This window comes from Cetobacterium sp. 2A (genome assembly GCF_014250685.1).
Classification (GTDB): Bacteria; Fusobacteriota; Fusobacteriia; order Fusobacteriales; family Fusobacteriaceae; genus Cetobacterium.
The window spans coordinates 100,859-126,833 of record NZ_JACFAJ010000011.1; the positions used below are offsets into that span (position 1 = coordinate 100,859).

The window sequence follows — 25,975 nt, forward strand, 5'->3', positions numbered from 1 at the left end:
TCTATTCCCCAGAATATTTTCCTAACCAGACAATTTCTCTGTATTTATCTGGAGCTGTATCTCCTTCAGTACTAAAAAATAAAACTTTAGAATTATTGTCTAATTCTAAAAAACTTTTTAAACTTTTCATTTTTTCATTTTTCATAATTGACTCAAATAATCCGAGAGTAACCGCTCCCGATTCACCAGAAATTATTTTACTATCACCTGATAAAGGATTTCCAAGAATTCTCATTCCATTTGCAGCAATCCAATCAGGACAAGACACAAATGCCGTAGAATGATTTTTAAGAATTTCCCATCCAATGGTATTTGGTTCACCGCATGCAAGTCCTGCCATTATGGTTTGCATACTACCGCCTACAAATCTTGGTATACCATCTTTAGCAAGAGCTGATTTATAAAGACAATCTGCCAAATTAGATTCTACCACCACAACTTTTGGACAATCTTTTCCATAAATTGTAGAAAATACTCCTTGAACAGCTCCTGCAAGAGAACCAACGCCAGCTTGAATAAAAATATGTGTAGGTTTATCTATACCTTTACTCCTTAATTGTTCAATTGACTCAAGAACCATTGTTCCGTATCCCTGCATTATCCAAGAAGGAATTTTTTCATAATTATTCCATGCTGTATCTTGAATTATAATCCCATTTGTTTTTTCTGCATTTACGGCAGCAAGCCTTACGGCATCATCATAATTCATATCTGTTATTGATGCTTCTGCTCCTTCTGCCTTAATGTTATTAAGTCTTGTTATTGATGATCCAAAAGGCATATAAACCACAGATTTTTGTTTTAACTTATTTGCAGTCCAAGCCACGCCTCTCCCATGATTCCCATCAGTTGCCGTATAAAAAGTCACTTCTCCTAATTTTTTTTTGATATCTTCAGAGATAAGTCTTTCATAAGGTAGATTTGAAATATCTTCTTCTAATCTTTCCGCTAAAAATTTTGCCATTGCGAAAGACCCACCAAGTACCTTAAAGGCATTAAGTCCAAATCTATAGGATTCATCTTTTACAAAAATTGTATTTACTTCTAAAAGATTAGCTAAATTTTTTAATTCAGTTAAAGGAGTTGATGAATATTGAGGAAAGCTTTCATGAAATTCTTTAGCTTTCTTAACTTCATCATAAGTAAGAAAATTAATACATTCCATTTCATTATTTTTTTTAATATTATTGGGACACCACTTTATTTCCTTTTCCACAGTTAATCACCTCATACGAAAATTTTTGGTTGCTTACCCTATCAATATGCAAATTTTATGCCAATCGTTAAAAAATAAAGATTTTTCCTATTTTTTTATCTTCTAGAGATATTTATTTTAATTAAAAGATAGAAATTTAAAAAATGAGGTATCATTTTGATAACAACAGAATCAAAGTGATACCTCATTTTATTCTGTTGTTTTAACAATGTTTAGAAGCATTTTAAAAAAGTGGTCTCAAAATGATAATTATATCTTTATATGATTGTTTTTTATATTTTTTGTTATATAATAGAAATAATATATCTATAAAAAATCAATTTGGAGCCTGAATGAATTTAAATAATAGTGCTATTATAAGTCAAATTCAAATACTGAAAAGAGAGCAACAATTATCTATAAATTTACTGCAAAAAACTAATATAAATTTAGAAATCGAAATAACTCAAATGATTGAAAAAAATTTTTTTCTTCAAATAGACGAAAATAATACAAAAGATAATCATAAATATTGTGCAAATATCTCTTTCGAAGAGAATAAGTATCGTTCTGAAGAAAAACAAACCTTAAAAAAATTTTTAGAAAATCAGCTTCTAGAAATTAATGTTTCAAAAGAAATTCTGAACTGTTTAAAATACTTGATAGGAAATCTTGATGATAGAGGATTTCTATTACTTGAATTCCCTTTAATCTCTTCTCCAAAACATCTAAACATTTTAAATATTTCTAAAAAAATCTTACTCGATTTAGAGCCTAAGGGATGCGGATCTAAAAATATAAATGAATTTCTAGATTTCCAACTTAAAAAAAACTATTCAAACTATTACACGGAAAAATTTAAAATTTTAATCATGTCACAATATTTCAATAAAATTGGATTAGATAAAAATTTATATAAAAAACTTAAAATAAAAAAAATTGATTATGAAAATTTTCTAAATATTTTAAAAAATTTAAAGCTTTATCCAACTCAAAATATGCCATTTTTTACAGAACACCTATTTATAATCCCTGAAGCTTCAATCTTTATTGAAAATCAAGATTTAGTTTTAGAATTACGAAAACTTCCTAGGGTTATATTAAATGAAGATTATATAAATATGAATATCTCCTCTTTAACTAAAGAAGAAAAAGTCTTAATATTCGAAAAAAAGAGAGAAGCTTTAGATTTTATAAATGCTCTAAATTTTAGAAATAGAACAATTGAAAAAATTATAACTTTAATAACACAGAAACAAAAAGAATATATTCTAAAAAATTCGTCGCTAAAGCCACTTATTTTAAAAGATATTGCAGAAGCATTAAATCTTCACATATCAACAGTTTCTAGAAGTTTGAAAGACAAGTATATTCTAATGCCTAACTACAAAGTTAAAGCTTTGAAAGAACTGTTATGCAAAAAAATAAATGGCCAATCTTGTTCAGAAATTAAAGATAAGATTAAAGAAATCATAGAAAAAGAAGTCTCTGTCATATCTGATTATGAAATAATGCAACTTCTACTGAAACAAGGATATGATATTTCTAGAAGAAGTGTAGCAAAATATAGAAAAAGTTTAGGGATTTTAACTCTTTACAAAAGAAAAAATAAGAACGGGGTAAAATATGACTACGAATAGTTTATTGTTAGAAATAAAAGATAAAGTTCAAGAATACGCAGAAGTTATCTCTCAAGTAATTGGATTAGAGGTTGAAATTATGGACGAAAATCTAATTCGGGTAGCTGGAACAGGGATATTAAAAAAGAAAAGTGGACTTAGCATGGAAAAAGAATCACATATTTACAAACAAGTTTTGGCAGGTGGGATTACCCAAATAGTTGTAAATCCAGGCTACGATACCCTATGTTTAGACTGTGATAAGAAAAATAATTGTAATGAAAAACTTGAAATATCGATGCCTATTAAATTCAAAAATAAACCCATTGGAGTAATTGGTCTTATTTGTTTTTTAGAGGGACAAAAAGATAACTTTATTAAAAATCAAGAAAATTTCATTAAGTTTTTAGAGCAAATTTCTTCATTTATAAGCTCCAAGATTTTTGAAAATATTCAAAAGAAAATGTCTTTTTCTAAAAATGAAGCATTAAAAAAAATACTTAATGAAATATCTGATGCTATAGTTCTTTTAGATGATAAAAAAAATGTTATTCATATGAATAAAAAATCTTTAAACCTTTTTAAAATTCAATCTATAATTCCAAATCACTCATTTGTTTGTAATAAGATTGGAGAAGCTTTTATGGAAAAAACTTCTTTTTCTATAAAGTTTAATGATATCGCTATAGTTGGAATAGGAGAATTAGTAAATTTATCCCCTCATGAAGAACTTTTAATATTTAAAGAAAAAATAGAATTTCAAGAAGAAGTTTTGCAAATTATCAACTCCACATCAAGTACATTAGTTAAAGAGTTTCTTTTTTCATCCATTGAAATGAAATCTCTTTACGAAAGACTTAAAATAATATCTAAAAATCAATCTACAGTTTTAATAACCGGTGAAAGTGGAACAGGAAAAGAAATGGTTGCAAGAACCATCCATATAAAAAGTCCAAGAAATAAGAATCCTTTTATCGCTATCAACTGTGGTGCAATTCCCGAAGCTCTTTTAGAGAGTGAATTATTTGGATATAGTAAAGGGGCCTTTACTGGAGCAGATTCGAAAGGTAAAATTGGAAAATTTGAACTAGCTAATAGAGGTACTATCTTTTTAGATGAAATAGGAGATATGCCTTTATATATGCAGGTAAAACTTCTTCGTGTTCTTCAAGAAAGATCAATAGTAAAAATCGGTTCACATCAGCTTATAGACATTGATGTTAGAATTATTGCGGCCACAAATAAAAATCTTGAAAAACTTATTGCTGAAGGAAGCTTTAGAGCAGATTTATTTTATAGATTAAATGTTATCCCTATCGAAATTCCTCCTCTTAGAAAAAGACTTGATGACATCGAACTCTTTACAAATTATTTTTCTAAAAGATATTCTAAACTTTTTATGAAAAATTTTTCTGAAATTTCTCCAGAAGTTATAAAATTATTTCAAGAATATTCTTGGCCTGGAAATGTAAGAGAATTAGAAAATACCGTAGAATATATGGTAAATATAATGGGGGAAGATGGTATTTTAACCGAAAATTGTATCCCCAATAAAATTAAAACTATAAAAAATACTCAGATTAAACATAAATCTTTAGATGAAATAGAAAAGAATGCAATAATGGAACTTCTAAACGAATTCGGTCATACAAAAAAAGCTAAAATAAAAATATCAAATATTCTTAATATAGGTATAGCCACTTTATATAGAAAAATTGAAAAGTATCACATCCTTGAAAAAATTGAGATTTAAGACTTTACAAATATATAAATATGAAGTAATAAAATAAATATCAGTATCTTATTAAAAAATAGGATTATAGGAAAGGTGGTCTAGACTATGGAAAATATGGAAGTTATTCAAGAAAAAAAAAATAATTATAAATCAATTGGTTGGCTTATAATCATTTTATCAGTAGTTTCAATTTTTTATTTTGAAATATATAAAGTATGGAAAGGAGAAAATAGCCTTACAACTCAATCAGCATTTTTATTAATGCTTATCTGTCTAATTGTAGGAGAAATCATTTCTATAAAGACTAAAGCTTTTGTCCCTTCAATGTTTGTAAGTGCTATTTTATTTGTTTTAGGATTTTGGACATTTTTTCCTAAAAATATTCTACAATTGGGAGGAGTAGCGCCAAATCTTCCAACATTCTTAGTTATGTTAATGGTCGTTCATCTAGGAACAATGTTAAATATACAGGAACTAATAAATCAATGGAGAACAGTACTAGTTACTTTAGGAGGTATGCTAGGGATACTAATTGCAATCTTAACTGTAGGATCTTTAATCTTAGGAGTAGATACAGCAGCAATCGCAGCACCACCTTTAACTGGAGGATTTGTAGCGGCTCTTATGATGCAAGGAGCAGCAGGCGATAATCAACATTTATTTATACTAGCTATGGCTGTATATGTACTACAGGGATTCATAGGATATCCACTTACTAGTCTATGTTTAAAAAAAGAAGGAAAAGATTTAATAAAAAAATATAGAGAGGGAACTCTAAAATTAGATAATGATTCTACATCAAATTCAAAAAATAAAAATATTAAAAAATATAAATGGGATCTTTTTGAAAAAATCCCTACGAAATATCAAAGTGATTTTACAAATATTTTTACAATGGTAGTTTTAGTTGTCTTATCAGGATACTTAGAAATTATTTCAGCAGGATATATTTCTAAATTTGTATGGGCTTTAATTTTAGGTGTATTTGCTGCAGCTCTAGGATTTATAGAACCACAAATATTGATAAAATCAAGAAGTATGGGATTTGTATATACTATAATAATGATGTTTGTATTTTCACAACTTAATAGTATAACGCCAGAAACATTAGTTCTTTTATTAAAAGATTTTGCAATATTAATTGTTTTAGCAACTCTTGGTATTGCTATAGTATCAATACCTTTAGGAAGATTTTTAGGATGGAGTACGGCTATGTCTTTTGCAATTGGATTAGGTTCTTTAGCAGGTGGATTTCCAGCAAGTTATGTTTTAAGTGTTGAAGCAGCGAAAGTAGTTTCAGAAACAGAAGAGGAGTATAAAATAGTAGAAGAAAATATACTACCCAAAACTCTTGTTTCCGGATTTGTTAGTGCAACGTCAGGATCTGTTTTCATTGCAGGAGCAGTATTGGCATTCTTCTTTAAATAGAAAGGGGTTATATTATGGATTTAGGTTTAAAAAATAAAGTTGTTGTAATAACTGGTGGAAGTAGTGGAATTGGACTAGCTACTGTAAAAGAATTTTTAAAAGAAGGCTCTAAAGTAGCATTTTGTTCAATAGACGATAATATAAAAGAGGTTGAAGAGGAATTAAAAAACTTAGGAGAGGTAATGTCTCAAAGAGTAGATGTCTCAAAATCAGAAGAAGTATACAATTTTGCAGAAAATGTTTTTAAAAAATTTGGTTCTATTGATTGCTGGGTAAATAATGCTGGAACTATAGGTTATAAAAAAACTGATGAATATAGTGATAAAGAAATTGACTTTGTTGTAGGAGCTTGTTTTAAATCAGTAATTTTTGGGAGCCAAGCAGCATATCGTTATATGAAAAATAAAGGTGGCTCAATAATAAATGTTAGCTCTTTAGCAGCCAGATGTTCCTCGGCAGGAAGAAGTACACTTTATGGTCCCCTTAAATCAGCAATTAATAATTTAACAAATACTTTTGCTGGAGAATATTGTGCGGATAATATTAGAGTAACATGCATTATGCCGGGATTCACAATGACTCCTTTAACTAAAAATAAAATTTCAAAAGAAGAATTGGAAAAAAATTCAAATGCAACACTATTAAGAAGAATGGCTGAGCCAGAAGAAATAGCAAAACCTATATTATTTTTAGCAAGTGATGCAGCTAGTTATATGACAGCTACAACAATTGAAGTTTCTGGTGGAAGGAGCATGACTTTAAATCCAACTTTTGCATATGAAAAAAATAAATCAATATAAAATAAGGAGGGAATTATGTCAAAATTAGATAATAAACCAAACATATTAAACGATGAAAAATCAAATATTCAAAGAGGTGCTATAGGTCATAGAGCAACTTGGATGGCTCTTACTTATTTAGAAGCTAAGAATGCAAAAAAAGAGAATGATGGTGAAGAATTTGCAAGAAAAGCAATAGCTAAAACTGGTTTTAAAGATGGAGAAACACTAAAAAAACTTTGTGGTGAAGGGGAAATTAATTGTAGCGAATTTGCAGATATATTTTTAACACCAATTTTAAGAAATACATTTGAGGTTGAATTTAAAAATAAAACTGAAGATAGATTAGATGTTGAATTTCATCATTGTCCTTTATTAAAAGCATGGCAAGACTTAGGAATAGATGATGATACATGTGCCAAATTATGTGATATTGCCATGGAAGGAGATAGAAATATAGCTAAAGGAATGGGACTAGAATTCCATTTGGGAAATACTATAGCTGAAGGACATCCAACTTGTCAGATATCATTCTTCAAAAAATAATTATGTAGAAGAGGTCTTACTTGACTCTTGCAGGCTCAGGCTGTTGACAAATAAACTTTGTTGACAGCTCTTTTTTTATTCTCAAATTTTATTCTATTTAATATATTAGATATTAGGAATCTTGATTTGATTAAAAAATAATGTTACAATCGTAAAGTTAAATAACTATATAATTATATGGAGGAATCATGAAAAAAATACTAGCTACAATATTATCTTTAACAACTTCAACACTTCTATTTTCAAATACTACAACTCCAAAGAACTCTCTGGTGGATGAAACAGCAAAAAAAGCATATCTAATGACAAATGATATAAAAGGAGAGTATAGAACTATCCCATTAAATGAGGTAAAGGAGATGCTTGATAAAAAAGAAGCCATACTTCTTGATGTAAGAAATCCAGAGGAACTTAAAAATGATGGTTACATCAATCCCTCTATAAACATTCCTTTAGGAGAATTAGAAAATAGAATAGGAGAACTTGATAAGGAACAAACATATATAACTTTCTGTGCAGTAGGAGGAAGATCGGCTAAAGCTGCTGCAATACTTTCAAATAAAGGATTCAATAAAATTTATAATGCTAAAGAAGGAATAAAAGCTTGGCCTTATGAAAAACAAAAATAAAAGCTGTTGAAAACCATCATTAAGGAGAATATGGCAGACTCTTTGGTTTTTTATAAAATATAGGGGGTGAAAAGCATAGATGTTCTCTATAGGGGAAACGGCAAAACTTAATAAAATCTCTGTTCAAACACTTCATCATTATGATAAAGAAGGACTGTTAAAACCTATCCATATAAATCAAGATACTGGTTACAGATATTATTCGATAGATCAATTCCTTCAAATTGATTTTATAAAAAGATTTAAAATGTTAGGATTTTCTCTTGCAGAAATAAAAATCATTTTAAAAACAGGAGATTCTTTAGAAAATATCCAAGAAGCTGTAAAACTCCAAAAGGATATTATAAAAAAACAAATTATGAAATTGGAAAGTATTGAAAAAAATCTTGAATTTTTAGAAAAAAAAATAGAAGTAGGAATAGAAAGAAAAGATAAAAAAATTAGAATTGAAAAATTCTCTATACTTAAAATCATCTCTTCAAATTGTGAAATTGGAAACTCTCATGATTTAGAAACAAAAATTAGAAAAATGATTATTGAAGTAGAAAAAAAATATAATATCCTAGATACCATAATTATTTTAAAAGTTGATAAAAATAGATTTGAAACTGAAAATAAAACAATTTATACTGAAATTATAATCGCTCTAAACAGATATTTAGAACTATCTGAAAATTTAATTTCTATAGTAGGAAATGGAATATCCCTATGTTTAGAAAGTGCAGCGTTTGAAAACAATATTTTTTTTAATCAATTAATTAAATTTGGACAAGAAAAAAATCTTCTAACAGAAGATTTTTTATATGAAGTATATTATATAGCAAAATTAGATAATAAGAATAAAGAATATTCATTACTCGATATAATTATTCCATTAAAAAATTTATAAATTATTGCTCTTACTCCTATCCAAAGTAAGTTGTGTATTCTTAGCAATAAAATAAGCTAGTATTGTGCTAGCTAATACATCGCTAAGCCAATGATAGGATAGATATATTCTAGAAAAACCAACTAGAATACCTAATAATATCCACAAGAACTTCATTATTTTTTCATCGCTCTCTAAATAAAGGAAAAAATAAGCAGAAAATGCTGTCAGTGTATGCCCAGACGGAAAAGAAAGATACCCTCCTTTGTAGGGTATTTCTTTTTCTATAATATCTTCAACAAAATAAAATCCTAAACTATTCCACTCCTCGTAAGGACGACTTCTTGCAAAAATCACTTTTAATATAGAAACTAAAATTCCTGCAATTGTTATTGCCAAAATTACCCCAAAACTCAAATCTTTTATTCTATTATTTTTCTTTATAATACCATAAATTAAGAAAGGTGTGACTCCAAATGCAACATAGTCTGTTTCACCAAAAAGAGTTATAAATTTAAAAAAATCATTGAAATATGGAGATAATTTTGGAAAGAAAGAAACTATTCCATGTGGATATTTATTGGAAAAAATATATGCTGTTCCTTTGTCTAAAATAAAGATTACTACTAAAATTAAAAAAGAGTATTTAAATATTTTTATTATACTCTTTTTTTCAAGAGTTAGAGAAAACTTAAATAAATCTCTTCTTTTAATGAAAAGATATATAATAGTAGTCACCAAAGTAATTATTCCTATAACTTTAGGTATCTTTTCCATTTTTTTCTCCCTTTAAACAAAGTTTATATTCTTCTATTTTATACATGAATGTATATTATCCTTTTAAATTAATAGTTTTATATTAAGTCATTAATATTCGACAGAAGAATTATACTATGATAAAATTTAAAAAAACAACTGGAGGTCAATATGAATAAAATAGTTTTAATTTTTTTATTTTTTATCTCTACTTTAAGTCATTCAAAATCTCAAAATCAAATTATTATCAGTTCAGCTATAAGTTTAAAAGAAGTTGTAGATGAATTAGTAATTGAGTATAAAAGAGAAAATCCAAATGACAATATAGAATTTCTTACAAATTTTGGAGCTTCAGGATCTTTGAGAATGCAAATAGAAAATGGTGCTCCTGTAGATATAGTTATGTTTGCTGATACAAAAAATGTAAACAAATTAAAAGAGCAGGATATTATTGCATCTGATGACATTATTCAAGTAATTTATAACTCTATAACTCTTATTGGATATAAACCTTTAAATAATATTGGAGAGTTGAACGGTAAATTAATTGCTTTAGGACAGCCTGAACTAGTTCCGTTAGGAGATTACTCTAAAGAATATTTAGAAAATGTTGGATTATTTGAAGATATAAAAACAAATATAATTTTTACAAAAGATGCGAAAGCAGTTTTCAATTATGTAGAACAAGGGGAAGTAGATTACGGAATAATATATGGAAACGAAATTAAAAATTTAAAAAATAGTAAAATAATTCTTGAATTAGATAATGACAAATACACCAAACCTAAATATAGTTTTGCAATATTAAAAGAAAATAAAAATTTAACTAATGAAAAGTTTTTTAAGTTTTTACAAAGTAACCAAGCTAAAATAATTTATACAAAAAATGGTTTTAAAATTCTATGATAATTTCAGCATTACTTATAACTCTAAAAATCTCTATAATTTCAGTTTTTATTAGTGCAGTTATAACTATTTTACTAGCTTGGAAAATAAATAAAGTCGATAAAAAAAGAAAAAAAATAATAGAATGGATTGTAACTCTTCCCATATTTTTTTCTCCTTCAGCTATAGGATATGTTCTTCTTCTTATTCTTGGGAAAAAAGGAATTATTGGAGGATATCTTTATAACTATTTCGATATAAAAATAATATTTACTTGGTGGGCTGGTGTTATTGCAACTTCCGTAGTAATTTTTCCAATACTATATCAAAATATAAAAAGTGGACTTCTCGGGATTGAAAGTAGTTATATTGAAGCAGCTAAAGAAATGGGAGCCTCGAAATGGCAAACCTTAATTCATATCCAATTACCTATGATTAAAAAAAATATTTTTACAGGACTCCTTTTAGCTTTCGGTAGAGCTGTTGGAGAATTTGGTGCCACGTTGATGATTGCAGGAAATATTCCTGGAAGAACTCAAACTATTCCAATGGCTATCTATTCTGCTGTAGAATTAGGGGATTATAAAAGTGCAAATATAATTTTACTAATTATAAGTGTTATAAGTTTTATAATTTTGATTTTTTATAATTATAATTTAAAAAAAGATTAAAATAAAAATAGTTAGCAATTAAGAAATTTATCTCCCTTTTTATCATAATTCATGTTACAATAGTAACTATGCTTAGTATATAAAATTAAATAATTTAGATTATGAAAATTAGGAGAAAAAATATGGATATTATTGAATTTAAAAATGTTTCAAAGGCTTTTTTTACACAAAATTTATATAAAAATGTAAATCTAAATATAAATTCAAACGATAAAATTGCTTTAATCGGAAATAATGGTGTAGGTAAATCAACGTTCATAAAATTAATAATGGATGAACAACTTCCTGATTCAGGAAGAGTAATAATAAATGAAGATGCAACTATTTCATGTTTTGATCAATTTGGAAGAATTGATTTGAATGAAAATGTAGAAAATCTACTTAATCTTCCTTTTGAAAGAGTAATTTCAATACAAAAAGATATGGAATTAGTAGCAAGTCAATTTACAGATAATACTGAAGAAAATGAGATTTTACTAAAAAGATACTCTGATTTATCAGATGAGTTTGAAAGTTTAGGTGGATACTCTTATATCCATACTCAGTCAGAATTTATTGAGGTATTTAATCTATCTGATAAATTAAATAAAAAATTTAAAGAGTTAAGCGGTGGAGAAAAACAATATATTAGACTTGCTATTATTTTATTTAGTCAATCTGACTTAATAATTCTAGATGAACCACTTTCTTTTTTTGATAAAAAGAAGACAATGTGGCTTTCAAATTATATCTCAGAAAGTGATAAAGCGTTTATTGTAATCTCACATAATGTAGACTTTATCAAATCTTTTTCTAACAAAATATTAGACATCGATAACTACACAGTTACTGCTTACGATTGTAACTATAATAATTTCTTAAAAGAGAAAAAGATTAAATTAGCAGAAGAAAAAAGATTAAATCAAGCAACTAATACAACAGTTGAAAAGACATCAAAAGCTGTTGATAAAAAGTACATTTTAATTGAAAGATGTGAAAATAAGCATGCGCAAGCCGTTATTCTTAGAAGGATGCAAAGAGAACTTTATAGGCTTGATAAAGAGAAGATTGAATTTTCTCCAGAATATAAATATGAGTATGCTCCAGCTCCTAAAGAGATGTTCATATCAACAAAAGAAATTGATTCTGAAATTATAACTTTATCAGATATCTCTAAAGAATATCCAGACAAAGTTTTATATAAAAATGTTAATCTTAATATTTTAAAAGATAGTAAAGTTTGTATTGTTGGAGAAAATGGTTCTGGAAAATCAACTTTATTAAAAATATTAACAGGACAAGAAAGTGTTACAACTGGAGATGTTTTCATAAATAAAAAAGCAAAAATTTCTTTCATTGAGCAAGAAACTGTATTTGAAAATGAAAAAATTTCTATTATAGATTATTTAAAAGGTAAGACAGGATTATCTGACGATTTTGTGGAAGCTGCAATAGACACACTATATAACAATGAACCTGAATTTAGAGATAAAAGAATATTTATGTTATCTGGTGGAGAAAAGAAGAGACTAGAAATATTTGCAAATATTTTATCAGAAACTGATTTACTAATAATAGATGAGCCATCAACTTATATGGATGACTACTCTAGAACAACAATCGCCAATATGCTTATGGAATATGAAGGTGCAGTTATTTTAGTTACTCATGATAAAGTTTTATTGAAAAAAATAAACTTTGAAACTTATGATATTAGAGATAAAAAAATTAGACCAAAAGAATAAATAACTAAAAAATGGATACTCTTCGAGTATCCATTTTTTAATTATTTACCCTCTCTCTCCTTTTAAAATTGAAATTAAAGAGTCTGTTTACAAGAATTCACTGTAACTTCTAATACTCTTGTAAGAAAAGAAGATTTTTCCTTCATCATATCAAAATATTCTCCTTCTCTTAAGAATTTAGCTGTTCCTTCTAAAAGAAATCCAGTTCCCATATATCTGTATCCCATAACCTCATGGCTTCCTACAGTAAGTTTTACTATATTATTTTCAAGTATATTTTTTTCAGTTTTTATCATCGCAGCGGCTGGAATAAGTATTTTATTACCCTCTACAACAGTTAAGTAACTATTCCAAGTATTTGAAACATGGGCTCCATCTGTTCCACAAGTTACAATTGAAACTACTCCCTCATGCTTTATTACCTCTAAGAATTTCTCATTAAACATAACTCCTCCTTAAAACCACTTTCTAATTGACGACACATATTGTCTGTAATAATGCTATCAGATTTAGATATGTTTGTCAACAAAAATAAAATATATTTAAATTAAATTTAATCATTGAATTTAAATATTGAAAATGATAAAATTATTTATAATTAACGATAAAAGGAGTTGGCAATTATGAAAATGTCTGTAGGTGTAGAATATGCTCTTCACTGTCTTTTATATATAGTAAAATTAAAAGATAAAGATTATGTAGGAATTAAGGCTTTAGCTGAATTTCAAGGAGTTTCTGAATCTTATCTAGCTAAAATTTTTACAAAATTAGGTAAAGCTGGTATTACAAGATCAGTACCTGGAGTGAATGGTGGATATGAACTTGCTCGTAATCCAAAGGACATTTCTTTTTGGGATGTAGTGGAAGCTGTCGAAGGAAAGGAACCTCTTTTTCAATGTGCCGAGATTAGACAAAAAACAGTTCTAGTAGATCAAAATAATCTTCCGGATGTATATACAAAATGTCCATGCTTCATTAAAAAAGTAATGTTGGACGGAGAAAATGAAATGAAAAAATATCTTTCTGCAAAAAATTTAGATTGGCTCTATGATGAGGTTTACGGAAGAATTCTTCCTAAAGGATCAGAAGAGGAAACTTTAAGATGGTTTATGGAGAAAAAGGGTGAAACTTATGGAAATTAAGGATATTTGGAATGAAACTTATTGTGAAAATTCAAGAGAAGAATTAGGGTGGTATGAAGATGTGCCAGAACCCTCACTTTCTTTAATAAAAAAATATCTAAAAAATAAATCCGAGAAAATTTTAGATGCTGGATGTGGGGAAAGTACCTTGATACAATCTCTTCTTGAAAATGGATATAGCAATCTAGAAGGAATAGACTTAAGTTCCCAAGCAATAACTTTTTTAAAAGAAAATATAGAAATTCCAAAAGGTTCTAAAGTATCACTAAGAGTAGAAAATTTAACTAATCAAATTTATTTTGAAAATGTTGGTAAATTATGGCATGATAGAGCTGTTTTTCACTTTCTAGAAAATGAGTCTTCAAAAAAATCATATAAAAATAATTTAATTAATTTTCTTAAATCTGGTGGAATATTTATAATTTCTTGCTTTTCAAAAGATAATGATGCAGAAAAATGTAACGGACTTTCAGTCTATAAATATAACACTGATGATTTAATTAATTTTTTTGGAGACTCTTTTAAACTAGAAGAAACTTTAACTCATTGCTATTTAACACCGTGGGGAGATAATAGAAAATACGTTTATTGTGTATTTTCAAAAGAGATATTATCTAGATAGTATCTCTTTTACTTCTTTTTTATCAGCCATACGACCAGAAAATATTACTTTTCCATCTATTACTAATCCTGGAGTTTTCATAACACCGAATTTAGCGATTTGAATAAAATCTGTTATCTTTTCTACATCAGCAGTTTTATTTAATTCTGCTAAAGACTCATTTACATAATTTAATAATATATCACAATTTTTACAACATCCACCTAATACTTTAATTTCCATTTTAAACCTCCAATTATATTTTTACTATAACGTGATAGCATTAAACAAATAACCTATTATAACAATTCCAATACTAACTAATCCAATATATAATCCCAAAAGCTTTGGTTTTACAACTTTACTCAACATAACTATTGAAGGGAAAGATAGTGCAGTTACTGACATCATCAAAGCAAGTATTGTTCCAAGTCCAACACCCTTCATGTATAATGCTTCAGCTATCGGTAAAGTTCCAAATATATCTGCATACATTGGTATTCCAATTACAGTTGCTATTATTACAGCAAATGGATTATCTTTTCCCAATAGCATTTCAATAGTTTCACGTGGAATTACATTATGTATAAGTGCTCCTATTCCTACACCAATAAGTATTGGAAACCATACTTTATCAAATATTTCTTTTACTTGTCCTTTAGAAAAATGTATTCTTTCTTTCATACTCATAGTTTGAATTTCTGTATCTACATTTTCAATATTAAGAATATATTCCTCCACATGTTTTATCATGTTCATTTTATCAATTATAACTCCACCTACCACTGCAAGTATTATACCAACTATTACATAAATAGCAGCAATTTTAAATCCAAAAAACGAACTTAGTAGTAAAAAAGATGCCAAATCTACTAAAGGTGAAGATATAAGGAATGAAAATGTTATTCCTAGTGGTAATCCAGCTGAAGTAAATCCTATAAATAGAGGAATACTTGAACACGAACAAAAAGGAGTAATCGTTCCTAAAAGTGCACCCAGAGTATTTCCAGTTACTCCTTTAAATCTTCCTAGTATTTTTTTTGTACGCTCAGGAGGAAAGTAACTCTGAATATAACTAATAGAAAATATTAAAAATCCAAGTAATAAAAATATTTTAATTGTATCATAAATAAAAAACTGTAATCCTCCACCTAATTTACTATTCATAGAAAGTCCAAATATATCTGTTACTAAATATTCTGACCACGAGTATAACCAAGTCATTTTTAAAAATATGTTTTCAATAAAATTCATTCTAACTCTCCTTCAGTATATCGATAATTTCTATTATCTTTTTATTCTTTAAACTATAATGAACCCACCCACCAGATTTTTTTGAACCCAATATATCAGCTTCCTTTAATATTCTAAGATGCTGTGATAAGTTAGATTGTGTAATTCCAAATTTTTCCTGTATTTCACAAACACAAAGATCTTCTTTTCCTGCTAAAAGATTGATTATTTCGAGTCTTAGTGGATGCCCTAATGCTTTAAATATTTTAACTTCTTTCTCCATATATTTAATCTCCTTCAAATTAGTATTTCATAATTTTCTAATATCATGATATAATGATTTATAAAAATTGTCAATATTAATTATCAAGGGGTGATTGAGATGAAAATAATAGCATTTGTATGCAATGGAAATTCTTTCAAAAGTATAATTTGTGAAAGACTTGCAAAAGAATTAACTAATAATTTTATAATTGTAAGCGCAGGACTAAATCCTGCTCCTTTTGTTAATAAAGAAGGAGAGCAAATAATGGAGAAAAGAGGTCTTTCTATGAAGGGATATAAACCTCATTCTTTAAATGAAATTCCTATTGAAATTGACTATTTAGTTAAGATGGGATGCGAAATCGAATGTCCTTTTATATCATCAGAAGAAACTTTTAACTTCAATATGGAAGACTATCCATCGGAAACTTTTGAAGATAAAGAACATATTATAAATATTCTAGATAAAAAAGTAAAAGAATTAATTTTTGAGCTCTCAAATAGAAACTAAATTAAAAAGTCCAGAAGTTGCCTTTCTGGACTTTTAATTTAACTATTTTTTCTTTCTAATTGGAATTTTTACCGAGTATATAAATTCATTTTTACTTATAAAAAATATAAATCTTTCTTCAAAGAAAATATAAATATCTTCACTCGCCTCGTAACCGTTCACATCAATCCACTCAAGTAATTCAGATATATTTTCTTGATTCTCTAAAACTCCCCTTCCGTAAATACAAGCACATATTCCACTTTCTAATATTGTAAAATCATTGTATTCTTTCTCTTCTAAGACAGCAAACATCTCGTCTTTGACATCTCTATTTTTATTCCAGTATTTTTCTGAAATTTTAAATCCTCTTGCTTTTAAATGTGCATTATTTAAAAACTCAAAGACATCCATAGCTTTCATAATATTTCCCATTTCTTTTTTAGTTTTAAAAGGTCCTTGGAATCTAATTCCTTTAATCGCTGATATCTCTTCAAAAAATGGTTTGTTAATTTTTTGATTCATTTCTTTTAAAATCTGAAAATCCTTTAAGTTTTCTGAAAGTTCTTCCTCTATTTTTTTCAATCGTTCTATTTCTAATCTAGTTTCTAAAATCGTATTTTCAAATAACTCCAAAGTATGATTATAGTCTTTTTCTTCCAGATGACTTTTTATATATTTTATTGAAAATCCTAATCTTCTCATATGAGATATTGCTTTTAATATTGGAATTTGAATTCCTGAATAATATCTATACTTAGTTTTTTCATTTTTAGAAGTTGGAGAAAGTACCCCCTCTTTATCATAATATCTTAAAGTTGAAATAGGGATTTTAGTTGCCTTGGAGACTTCTCCAACTGAAAAATAAACGTCCATTCTTCACCCCTCTTTTTAAGTCTTCTACTACATAATAAAATACAGGTATAACTACAAGAGTTAAAATTGTTGCACATGTAAGTCCAAATATAACTACGAATGCCATTCCTGTATACATTTCTGATCCTTCGCCAGTACTGACTGCAAGAGGAACCATTCCTAACACAGTTGTTAAAGTTGTCATAAGAATTGGTCTAAATCTTGTCTTCCCTGAGACTATTATAGCTTTATTTAATCCAAATCCGCTCTCTCTTTTCATATTTATAAAATCTATAAGCACTATGGCATTATTTACAACTATTCCTGCTAACATTACAAATCCAACAGAAACCATTGCATCTATACTCACATTAAAAATTTTCAATCCATAAAAAGCTCCTGTTGTGGATAATGGAATAGAAAGTAAAATAATAAATGGAAGTATAAATGATTCAAATTGCCATACCAATATAAAATATATAAGAAAAACTCCAATTCCAAAAATATACAGAAGTTGAGAACCCATATCTTTCATATCTGAACTATCTCCACCGAGTCCAAATGAAACACTATCTGAAATACCTGATTCATTAAAAACCTTTATAATTGCTTCATTTGCCTTTTGTAAATTACTTCCATTTGCAAGATTAGCATATATTATAACTTTTCTCATTTTATCTTTTTTTTCTATTTTTGAAGGTCCTTCTATAACTTTCAATCTCGCTATATCTGAAATTTTTATATTATTTCCATTCGGTAGTGTTACTCTAGAGTTCATAAGAAGTCCTGTTGATTCTCTATATTTTTTTTCTAACTGAACAGTTACATCAATTTCATCATTATCACTATATATTGTCAAAGGAGTTCCACCTAATATTTGAGTTTGAATCATTCTAGATAAACTATTTATATTAACACCATAATATTTTGCTTTCTCTCTATCAACTATAATTCTTCCTTCTGGTTTACCACCTTCAAACGATGATTTCACCTCTGTAATATCATTGATTTTTTCCATATCTTTTTTTAATCTCTCAGTTGTTTCTCTCAATACATTTTCGTTGTTAGAATACAATTCAAATTCTAAATCATATATTCCACTAGATCCAAATACAAATCCTGGAACAATTGCTAATTGGACGTCTGGTATTTCTTTAATTTTTTCTCTTATATCTTTTAAGATTTCAAACATATTTTCTTTTCGATTGGTTTTTGATCCCATATTCATATTCAAAATAGAATTTGTTGTATCGCCAGAAATTGTATAAGATTCTAAACTTTTTATATCTAAAGCTTTTTCTTCTAGAATCCTGGAAACTCTATCACTCATATTTATATCAGATCCTGATGGTAATGAAGCTATGACTGCAAATCTTCCCTCATCCATGGTAGGTATAAATCCTCCTCCAAGTGTTGAAGCAACATATAAAGACCCTATAAAAAGTAATGTTACTCCTAGCAAAACCCATCCTCTAAATATTATCGCCTTTTTTAATATAAAAATATACATATTTTTTATCCATTTTAAAACTCTTCCCTCTGAATCAATATTTTTTCCTCTAGACATAATTTTACTAGATACCATAGGAACAAATACTAATGCAATTATTAGAGAAGCTAATAAGGAATAAGAAATTGCATAACACATATCCTTAAATTCCTCTTTTGCTATTCCCTCTTGAAATACAAGTGGAAGAAAAACTGAAACAGTTGTTAAAGTTGAAGATAAAATTGGGAGAGCCATTTCTTCAGCTCCTTTTTTTGCAGCAGTTACCCTATCCTCACCTAATTCACTTATATGTCTAAATATATTATCTACTACAACTACGGAGTTATCTACAAGCATTCCAATTCCAAGAGAAAGCCCCATAAGAGAAACTAGATTTATACTTATACCTTGTAAATTTAGCAAAAAAAATGTAAATATTATAGATATTGGTATAGCTACTGCAATTATTAAAGTTGACGTTATACTTTTTAAAAATATAAATAAAATAATAGAAGCCAATCCAAGTCCTAATACTGCAGTATCCTTTACACTCATTATTGAATTCATGATAGTTATAGATGTATCATATTCAAAATCTATTTTAGAATTCAGTGGTAAAGATTTTTCTATTCCCGATAAAACTTTCTTTGTTGCATTTACTATCTCTATCGCATTCCCTTTATCTGTTTTTCCAACTATTATAATAAGTCCATCTTTTCCATTTTTTCTAAATAAACTACTCTCATCTTTTGTTGATATTCTAACATTTGCAACTTCATTTAATTTTAAAAGATGACCATTTTCATTTTTTATTATTATATTTCCAATTTCTTCTGCTGTTTCTAATTCTCCTTGAACTTTAATTAAATATTCCTTTTCTCCTTCTTTGACTTTTCCGCCAGGAATATTTGTACTTGAACTAGAAATAATTTCATTTATATCTAAAATATTTAGATTGTAATTTTCCAATTTCTCTGGATTTATTTCTACTAAAACTTGTTGCTCTTTTCCACCAAAAATTAAAATTTGAGAAACTCCTTCTATCCTTTCTAATAAAGGTTTCAAGGTGTTTTCAGCGTAACTCCTAACTTCCATACTATCCCCATCAAAAATGGCTAAAACTGCCGCTGGAGCAGACGACATTGATTGTTCTCTAATTGTTGGCTCTTCTATATCAACTGGTAGCTTATTTTTAATTTGATTTATTTCATTTTGAATCAATGTAATTTTTGTTTCTATACTTGTTCCATACTTAAATTTAACATTTATGGTTGATTTTTCTGGTTCTGATACTGAGTTAAACTCAGTAATTCCATCTACATTTGGCAGAATATCTTCTATTTTTCTAGTTATCATTTTTTCTACATCAGATGGAGTTGCTCCATCCCATTCAACACTAATTCTTATCATAGGAGTTTGTGTATTTGGCATAAGTTCAATTGGCATCTTTAAAAGTCCAAGTAATCCAAAAACTACCATAGAAATAACTATCATCAAGGCTGTAGCTGGTTTTCTTATTGAAAATTCTGATAGCGATTTCATTATTAACTCTCCTTCACTTTATCATTATTATTTAAAAGATATTGACCCTGTATAACGATTCTATCTCCAATTTGATAGTCTTTAAATACAATCTCTTGAAGATTTCCAATGGAAGATAATTGTTCAACTTTATAAATCAAAGATTTATTTTCACGGACAACAACTATATACGCATATAAATCTTTTATCATGATAGCTTCTTTAGGAACAAAAATTCCTTCAATTTTCCCTTGATTCATTTGTACTTGACCGTACATTCCTTTTAATATTTCATTTGATGAATTATCAATAAGAATTTTCACGTCATATTTCTTCGTATTAGAGTTTGCTGAAAGATTTACACTATCAACTCTTCCATTAACTTTTTTTCTCAAATTATCTATATAAATAACTGCTTCATTCCCTATTTTAGTATTCTTTATATCTTCCCCTGAAATTGCCATTTTTAATTCCATTATATCGTTATCAACAATTGTTAAAACTTTTTGATTTGCTGATAATTTTTCATGTTCTTTTAAAGATAAATCAGTTATAACACCTGATATATTTGCAACTACTGTTAATCTATCAAAATTATCTTTAGAGTTTAGATATCCAGCTTGAGCTATTTTTAGATTTCCTAAACTTTGACTTAATTGATTTTTAGATCCTAAATATGTATCTTCAGAAATAAATTGTTTTTCATAGAGATTCTTATATTTTTTGTAAGATGTTTCATTAGTACTATATTCAGATTTCGCTTTAATAAGAGTTCCCTCTGCTTCATAATATTTAGATTCTGTATCCGCATCAGTAAGTGTAAGTATAATATCTCCTTTTTTTACTCGATCCCCATTTTTATTTTTAATCTCTTTTATATATCCACCTGTTGGAGTCAATATTGAAACTTCTTTTGCTGGAACCAATTCACCATTATAATCTTTTATATTATCAAAGATTTCCATTTTAAGTTCTTGCGTTTTCACCTGTTTTAAACTTTCTTTTTTCTCTTCTTGTATATTTTTTTTCTCTCCACATGATACTAAAAGAAGTAAAAGTATACACATAGACATTGATTTTTTCATTAAAATCCTCCCAATACTTATATTAAATTAACTTTATACTTTATTTTAAACTATGAAGTAACTTGAGACTCAAGTTTTTTTTTATTCACTTTAAAATTAAAGGAAATTTTATTAGTTTATTAAAGAATAATATTATTCTTTAATAAACCTGAGGTGAAATATATGGAAAAAAATAACGATAAAAAATATTTTTATAATCGTGATTTAAGTTGGCTAGATTTTAATAGTAGGGTTCTTCATGAAGCAACAAAGAATAGGAATCCTCTTTTTGAAAGAGCCATGTTTTTAGCAATAGCTTCTTCAAATCTAGATCAATTTTTTATGGTTAGAGTTCCTAGACTTATTGAAACAAACGAGTTAGATAAAATTAACAAAGCTGTTTCTTCCATGATTAAAATCCAGTACAAACAATATAGAAACCTATTATTGGATCTAAAACAAGATACTGACATAGAAATAAAATCCTATGAAGATTTAAATAAAGATGAAACTTTTCTTGCAGAACACTACTTCAAAAATAATATTTTACCAACTATAACGCCTGTAGAAATTGATAATATGCATCCCGTACCTCATATATCTTCTGGAACTATTTCTTTAATAAGTATTCTTAAAAATAAAAATACAAAGGAAGAAAAATTTTCTTTAATCCAACTTAGAGCTAATCAAAATAGATTAATCAAATTAAAAAATAATAAAAACTTATTTATATTAGTGGAAGACTTAATAAAAAATAATCTAAAATATCTTTATAAAGATTTTATTATAAAAGAAACTGCAATCTTTAGAATAACGAGAAATGAAGATTTAGAAATTTTAGAACATGCATCAGATATCTTAGATATCCCACAAGAAGTAGAAGATGAATTACAAAAAAGAAAATGGGGAACACCAATCAGAATCGAACATTCAAAAAATATAAGTGCAAAAATTAAAACCTTTATTCAAGGAAAAATTGCTCCAGATACAGAAGACATAAATGAAATAAATGGTCCAATTGACTTAACATTTTTATGGGACATTGAAAAATTAAATGGATATCAAAAATTTAAATATCCTCCTCTAAAAGATAAGTATCATAAACAGCTAAAGGGAGATGTCCTTTTACTTCATCCATTTGACTCTTTTAAAAATATTACAAAATTAATACAAACTTCTGCAAATGATCCAGATGTAATAAGTATCAAGCAAACATTATATAGAGTTACTCATCATGATTCGGAAATTATAAATGCTCTTATTGATGCTGCAAAAAGTGATAAGGAAGTCGTAACACTTGTAGAATTAAAAGCCAGATTTGATGAAGCATATAATGTACACTGGGCAAAAGAATTAGAAAAAGCTGGATGCCAAGTTATATATGGAGTAAAAAATTTAAAAGTTCATGCAAAATGCCTGCTCATTACAAAAAAAGAAAATAACAAAATAAAATATTATAGTCAACTTGGAACAGGGAACTACTATCCCGCTGCTTACACCGATTTTTCATTACTTACATCCAAAGATAAAATTACGTCAGATGTAGCCAATCTTTTTTCAAACTTACTTGGACCACAGCAAAATAATAATTGGAAGAAACTCATTGTTGGACCTCTATTTTTAAAGGATAAAATATTAGAACTTATTGAAAGAGAAATTAAAAATGCAAAATCTAATAAAAAAGCAGAAATTATAGCAAAAATGAATGGACTAACTGATAAAAAAATTATTCAAAAACTTTATGAAGCTAGTAATTCTGGTGTAAAAATAAATCTAATCGTAAGAGGTGCTTGTTCTTTGATTTCGGGAATTAAAAATCTTAGTGAAAATATAAAAGTTTATAGTATCGTTGGAAGATTTTTAGAACATAACAGGGTCTTTTATTTTCTGAATAATGGAAATAGTGAATGTTATTTATCAAGTGCTGATTGGATGACAAGAAATCTTGAGAAAAGAATTGAAGTCCTTTTTCCAATTGAAGATAATAAAAATAAAGAAAAGATAAAACATTATCTAGATAATGTTTTAAAAGATAATGTGAAAAGATGGATACAATTACCAAATGGAAACTATAAATTGGTTAAAAGAAATAAAAAAGAAGCAAAGTTTAATTATCAAGAATATTATTTCCATAAATCATAACTTTTCTATTGAGCTTAAGTTATTTTTGTGATATGATATTTATCGCGATAGTTGTATTTTACAACTAATTTAAACTTAGGAGGAATTGTGAAAAATAGTAAATTACTTTTAAACGAACCGATAATGAAACTTCTTGTAAAATATTCTGTTCCTGCAATAATTGGAATGCTTGTAAGTGCTCTTTACAATGTTGTAGACAGAATGTTTATAGGAAATATTCCCGTAGTGGGAGCTATAGCTATAACAGGTATAGGTGTTACTCTCCCTTTTGTAACTATACTTATTGCATTTAGCATGCTGTTAGGTGTAGGAGCTGCAGCTAATATTTCTATCAAACTTGGACAGGGAGAAAGAGAAAGTGCCGAAAAAATCATTGGAAATACTTTAACTTTATCTTTTATAGTTGGTGGAATCATAACTATCTTAGGATTAGTATTTTGTGATAATATTTTGATAGCTTTTGGTGCTAGTAGTGAAAGTTTATTCTACGCTAAAAAATATATGTGGATAATACTTATGGGTACTATATTTAATATTGCCGGTTATGCATTAAACAGTACTATAAGAACTGACGGAAGTCCAAAAATATCAGCTCTTATCATGGTATTTAGTTGTATGTTAAATATTATTTTAGATCCATTATTTATATTTACATTTAATATGGGAATTGAAGGAGCAGCTTATGCTACAATCCTTTCTCAAACTTTAACATTTGTCTTAACTATAATTTATTATAAAAGCAAAAAATCAACTATGAAATTAAAAAAAGAATTTTTAAAGCTAGATATGAATATTTCTAAACTAATATTTGCTATAGGAGTTTCACCATTTATAATGCAACTTATAACTAGTTTAATCCAAATTATAAATAATAATATCTTAAAAAGTTACGGTGGTGACTATGCTATTGGTGCTATGGCTACTGTAAATGGAATAGCTATGCTTTGTTTAATGCCAATTTTTGGAATAGCACAGGGATCTCAACCAATTATAGGTTATAATTTTGGAGCCAAAAGATATGATAGAGTAAAAGAGACTGTATATAAATCAACTGTTTTTGCCACAGTTCTACTAACACTAGCTTATCTATTTGTACAATTTTTCCCAGAGTTTATAATAAAAACATTCAATAGTGATCCTAATATTGTTAGTATTTCAGTTAGAGGATTAAAAATATACAGTAAATGTATGCCTTTAATCGCAGCTGGAATGATAGGAAGTCAGTTTTTCCAAGCTATTGGAAAAGCAAAAGTTTCTTTGCTTCTAAGTCTTATGAGACAAGCTATCTTACTAATTCCTATTACATTTATTCTTATAAGATTTATAGGATTAGATGGAGTATGGATGGCACAACCTATTTCAGACTTTTTCACAGTTTTAGTTACTTCTTATTTTGTAATTAAAGAATTAAGAACATTCGATATTGAAAATAACTTTGATACTGTGAGTGAACAATGGAGCTAGAATTAAAAAATACTATTGGTAGATATATTGGTTGTTTATCGAGAAAGTCCCATCTTTTTCTCACAAAAGAATTGGCAATCCATAAATGTGAAATTGCACCTGGACAACTCTCACTTCTTATGTTACTTTATTCAGAAGGAGGAATTAGACAAGATAGTATAAGTCTAACTCTTAACTTAGATAAGGGCAACACAACTAAATCAATAAAAAAATTAGAAGAGTTGGGATTGATATTTAGAATAAAAGATTCCACAGATAAAAGGGTTTACAATGTATATTTAACAGAAAAAGCTATGGAATTAAAACCTACTCTGTTTTCTATTCTCCAAAAATTAGACTCTTTACTGAGTTCTAATCTTTCAGAAGAGGAGTATGCTCAACTTTTATTTTTATTGAAAAAAATTTGAAAAATGGGAGACTCGAAATGATAAAAATTAAAAAATTTGATGAGTTAACATTAAATGAACTTTATGATATTTTAAATTTAAGAGCTGAAATTTTTGTCGTAGACCAAAATTGTCCCTACAATGATGTGGATGGAAAAGATAAAAATTCCGTTCATTTTATGATATGGGAAAATGATAAACTTGAAGGTTATATAAGAGTTATCAAACCAGGAATTTCATACGATAGTGCTTCCATTGGAAGAGTTATAGTTAGAAAATCAGCAAGACATAAAGGATATGCAAAAAAATTATTAATATCAGGAATAGAGTTTATTACAAATGAATGGAATGAGAATAAAATAGAAATTAGTGCCCAAACTTATTTAGAAAACTTTTATAAAAGTTTAAATTTTAAAACTACATCTGATGTTTATTTAGAAGATGAAATTCCCCATGTACATATGATTTTTGAAAAAAATTAAATTAATG

Annotated in this window: 26 protein-coding genes; 17 read left to right on the forward strand and 9 right to left on the reverse strand. The window is 27.5% G+C overall.

Annotated elements, in window-relative coordinates; all coding sequences use genetic code 11:
- Position 1: 1 nt before the first annotated feature.
- Positions 2 to 1,216, reverse strand: coding sequence for a diaminopropionate ammonia-lyase (gene dpaL, locus H3N56_RS12085; RefSeq protein WP_185881447.1), 1,215 nt, complete (start codon positions 1,214 to 1,216; stop codon positions 2 to 4).
- A gap of 332 nt (positions 1,217 to 1,548) precedes the next feature.
- Here dpaL and H3N56_RS12090 point away from each other — a divergent pair, with 332 nt between their 5' ends.
- From H3N56_RS12090 to H3N56_RS12120, 7 genes are all read left to right on the forward strand, one after another.
- Positions 1,549 to 2,835, forward strand: coding sequence for a hypothetical protein (locus H3N56_RS12090; protein ID WP_185881448.1), 1,287 nt, complete (start codon positions 1,549 to 1,551; stop codon positions 2,833 to 2,835).
- Positions 2,822 to 4,567, forward strand: a complete 1,746-nt coding sequence (locus H3N56_RS12095) for a sigma 54-interacting transcriptional regulator (protein ID WP_185881449.1) — start codon at positions 2,822 to 2,824, stop codon at positions 4,565 to 4,567. Before H3N56_RS12090 ends, H3N56_RS12095 begins: the two co-directional genes overlap by 14 nt.
- An 87-nt stretch (positions 4,568 to 4,654) precedes the next feature.
- Entirely contained in the window at positions 4,655 to 5,977 is a 1,323-nt protein-coding gene (locus H3N56_RS12100; RefSeq protein WP_221893492.1) for a hypothetical protein, read from the forward strand.
- Between the two features lie 14 nt (positions 5,978 to 5,991).
- Complete coding sequence (locus tag H3N56_RS12105) at positions 5,992 to 6,777, forward strand: SDR family NAD(P)-dependent oxidoreductase (RefSeq protein WP_185881450.1); 786 nt, start codon at positions 5,992 to 5,994, stop codon at positions 6,775 to 6,777.
- A 15-nt stretch (positions 6,778 to 6,792) separates the two neighbouring features.
- A complete protein-coding gene (locus tag H3N56_RS12110; protein ID WP_185881451.1) occupies positions 6,793 to 7,302 on the forward strand; it encodes an L-2-amino-thiazoline-4-carboxylic acid hydrolase in 510 nt (169 codons plus the stop codon).
- A gap of 188 nt (positions 7,303 to 7,490) precedes the next feature.
- The gene (locus H3N56_RS12115) at positions 7,491 to 7,931 is read left to right on the forward strand and encodes a rhodanese-like domain-containing protein (RefSeq protein ID WP_185881452.1); all 441 of its coding nucleotides are present in this window, start codon (positions 7,491 to 7,493) and stop codon (positions 7,929 to 7,931) included.
- Positions 7,932 to 8,010: 79 nt separating this feature from the next.
- Positions 8,011 to 8,820, forward strand: a complete 810-nt coding sequence (locus H3N56_RS12120; RefSeq protein ID WP_185881453.1) for a MerR family transcriptional regulator — start codon at positions 8,011 to 8,013, stop codon at positions 8,818 to 8,820.
- Here H3N56_RS12120 and H3N56_RS12125 read toward each other — a convergent pair.
- A complete protein-coding gene (locus H3N56_RS12125; protein ID WP_185881454.1) occupies positions 8,815 to 9,576 on the reverse strand; it encodes a phosphatase PAP2 family protein in 762 nt (253 codons plus the stop codon). The two genes, H3N56_RS12120 and H3N56_RS12125, sit on opposite strands and share 6 nt — an antisense overlap.
- Positions 9,577 to 9,726: 150 nt before the next feature.
- On the opposite strand from H3N56_RS12125, the gene modA reads away from it, so the two are divergent.
- The 3 genes from modA (at position 9,727) to H3N56_RS12140 (ending at position 12,835) form a co-directional block, all read left to right on the forward strand.
- On the forward strand, positions 9,727 to 10,461 hold the full coding sequence (modA, locus tag H3N56_RS12130; RefSeq protein ID WP_185881455.1) for a molybdate ABC transporter substrate-binding protein: 735 nt from the start codon (positions 9,727 to 9,729) through the stop codon (positions 10,459 to 10,461).
- On the forward strand, positions 10,458 to 11,111 hold the full coding sequence (gene modB, locus H3N56_RS12135; protein WP_185881456.1) for a molybdate ABC transporter permease subunit: 654 nt from the start codon (positions 10,458 to 10,460) through the stop codon (positions 11,109 to 11,111). Before modA ends, modB begins: the two co-directional genes overlap by 4 nt.
- 122 nt (positions 11,112 to 11,233) lie before the next feature.
- Positions 11,234 to 12,835 (forward strand): ABC-F family ATP-binding cassette domain-containing protein, encoded by a 1,602-nt coding sequence (locus H3N56_RS12140; protein ID WP_185881457.1) that lies wholly within the window; start codon positions 11,234 to 11,236, stop codon positions 12,833 to 12,835.
- 74 nt (positions 12,836 to 12,909) lie between these two features.
- Here the strand turns inward: H3N56_RS12140 and H3N56_RS12145 are convergent, their stop codons facing one another.
- Complete coding sequence (locus tag H3N56_RS12145; RefSeq protein ID WP_185881458.1) at positions 12,910 to 13,281, reverse strand: pyridoxamine 5'-phosphate oxidase family protein; 372 nt, start codon at positions 13,279 to 13,281, stop codon at positions 12,910 to 12,912.
- Positions 13,282 to 13,458: 177 nt separating this feature from the next.
- On the opposite strand from H3N56_RS12145, the gene H3N56_RS12150 reads away from it, so the two are divergent.
- On the forward strand, positions 13,459 to 13,977 hold the full coding sequence (locus tag H3N56_RS12150) for an Rrf2 family transcriptional regulator (protein ID WP_185881459.1): 519 nt from the start codon (positions 13,459 to 13,461) through the stop codon (positions 13,975 to 13,977).
- A complete protein-coding gene (locus H3N56_RS12155; RefSeq protein WP_185881460.1) occupies positions 13,967 to 14,599 on the forward strand; it encodes a methyltransferase domain-containing protein in 633 nt (210 codons plus the stop codon). The genes H3N56_RS12150 and H3N56_RS12155 overlap by 11 nt, the downstream gene beginning before the upstream one ends.
- On the opposite strand, the gene H3N56_RS12160 is transcribed toward H3N56_RS12155, so the two are convergent.
- Genes H3N56_RS12160 through H3N56_RS12170 form a run of 3 tightly spaced genes read right to left on the reverse strand, consistent with a single transcriptional unit; the run spans position 14,588 to position 16,094 of the window.
- Positions 14,588 to 14,821, reverse strand: coding sequence for a thioredoxin family protein (locus tag H3N56_RS12160; RefSeq protein ID WP_185881461.1), 234 nt, complete (start codon positions 14,819 to 14,821; stop codon positions 14,588 to 14,590). The two genes, H3N56_RS12155 and H3N56_RS12160, sit on opposite strands and share 12 nt — an antisense overlap.
- Before the next feature lie 24 nt (positions 14,822 to 14,845).
- Positions 14,846 to 15,832 (reverse strand): permease, encoded by a 987-nt coding sequence (locus H3N56_RS12165; RefSeq protein ID WP_185881462.1) that lies wholly within the window; start codon positions 15,830 to 15,832, stop codon positions 14,846 to 14,848.
- Between the two features lies 1 nt (position 15,833).
- On the reverse strand, positions 15,834 to 16,094 hold the full coding sequence (locus H3N56_RS12170; protein ID WP_185881463.1) for a helix-turn-helix transcriptional regulator: 261 nt from the start codon (positions 16,092 to 16,094) through the stop codon (positions 15,834 to 15,836).
- Between the two features lie 99 nt (positions 16,095 to 16,193).
- On the opposite strand from H3N56_RS12170, the gene H3N56_RS12175 reads away from it, so the two are divergent.
- Positions 16,194 to 16,586: a hypothetical protein gene (locus tag H3N56_RS12175; protein WP_185881464.1), complete on the forward strand. Its 393-nt coding sequence runs from the start codon at positions 16,194 to 16,196 to the stop codon at positions 16,584 to 16,586.
- 42 nt (positions 16,587 to 16,628) lie between these two features.
- Here H3N56_RS12175 and H3N56_RS12180 read toward each other — a convergent pair whose 3' ends face one another.
- The 3 genes from H3N56_RS12180 to H3N56_RS12190 are packed head-to-tail and all read right to left on the reverse strand — an operon-like array spanning position 16,629 to position 21,515.
- Positions 16,629 to 17,441: a MerR family transcriptional regulator gene (locus H3N56_RS12180; RefSeq protein ID WP_185881465.1), complete on the reverse strand. Its 813-nt coding sequence runs from the start codon at positions 17,439 to 17,441 to the stop codon at positions 16,629 to 16,631.
- Complete coding sequence (locus H3N56_RS12185) at positions 17,398 to 20,451, reverse strand: efflux RND transporter permease subunit (RefSeq protein ID WP_185881466.1); 3,054 nt, start codon at positions 20,449 to 20,451, stop codon at positions 17,398 to 17,400. The genes H3N56_RS12180 and H3N56_RS12185 overlap by 44 nt, the downstream gene beginning before the upstream one ends.
- Before the next feature lie 2 nt (positions 20,452 to 20,453).
- On the reverse strand, positions 20,454 to 21,515 hold the full coding sequence (locus tag H3N56_RS12190; RefSeq protein ID WP_255492200.1) for an efflux RND transporter periplasmic adaptor subunit: 1,062 nt from the start codon (positions 21,513 to 21,515) through the stop codon (positions 20,454 to 20,456).
- 162 nt (positions 21,516 to 21,677) lie between these two features.
- On the opposite strand from H3N56_RS12190, the gene ppk1 reads away from it, so the two are divergent.
- The 4 genes from ppk1 (at position 21,678) to H3N56_RS12210 (ending at position 25,968) form a co-directional block, all read left to right on the forward strand.
- On the forward strand, positions 21,678 to 23,636 hold the full coding sequence (ppk1, locus tag H3N56_RS12195; protein WP_185881467.1) for a polyphosphate kinase 1: 1,959 nt from the start codon (positions 21,678 to 21,680) through the stop codon (positions 23,634 to 23,636).
- 87 nt (positions 23,637 to 23,723) lie between these two features.
- Positions 23,724 to 25,100, forward strand: a complete 1,377-nt coding sequence (locus tag H3N56_RS12200; RefSeq protein WP_185881468.1) for an MATE family efflux transporter — start codon at positions 23,724 to 23,726, stop codon at positions 25,098 to 25,100.
- Entirely contained in the window at positions 25,091 to 25,507 is a 417-nt protein-coding gene (locus tag H3N56_RS12205) for a MarR family winged helix-turn-helix transcriptional regulator (RefSeq protein WP_185881469.1), read from the forward strand. Before H3N56_RS12200 ends, H3N56_RS12205 begins: the two co-directional genes overlap by 10 nt.
- 17 nt (positions 25,508 to 25,524) lie before the next feature.
- Positions 25,525 to 25,968, forward strand: a complete 444-nt coding sequence (locus H3N56_RS12210; protein ID WP_185881470.1) for a GNAT family N-acetyltransferase — start codon at positions 25,525 to 25,527, stop codon at positions 25,966 to 25,968.
- The last annotated feature ends 7 nt before the right edge of the window (positions 25,969 to 25,975 follow it).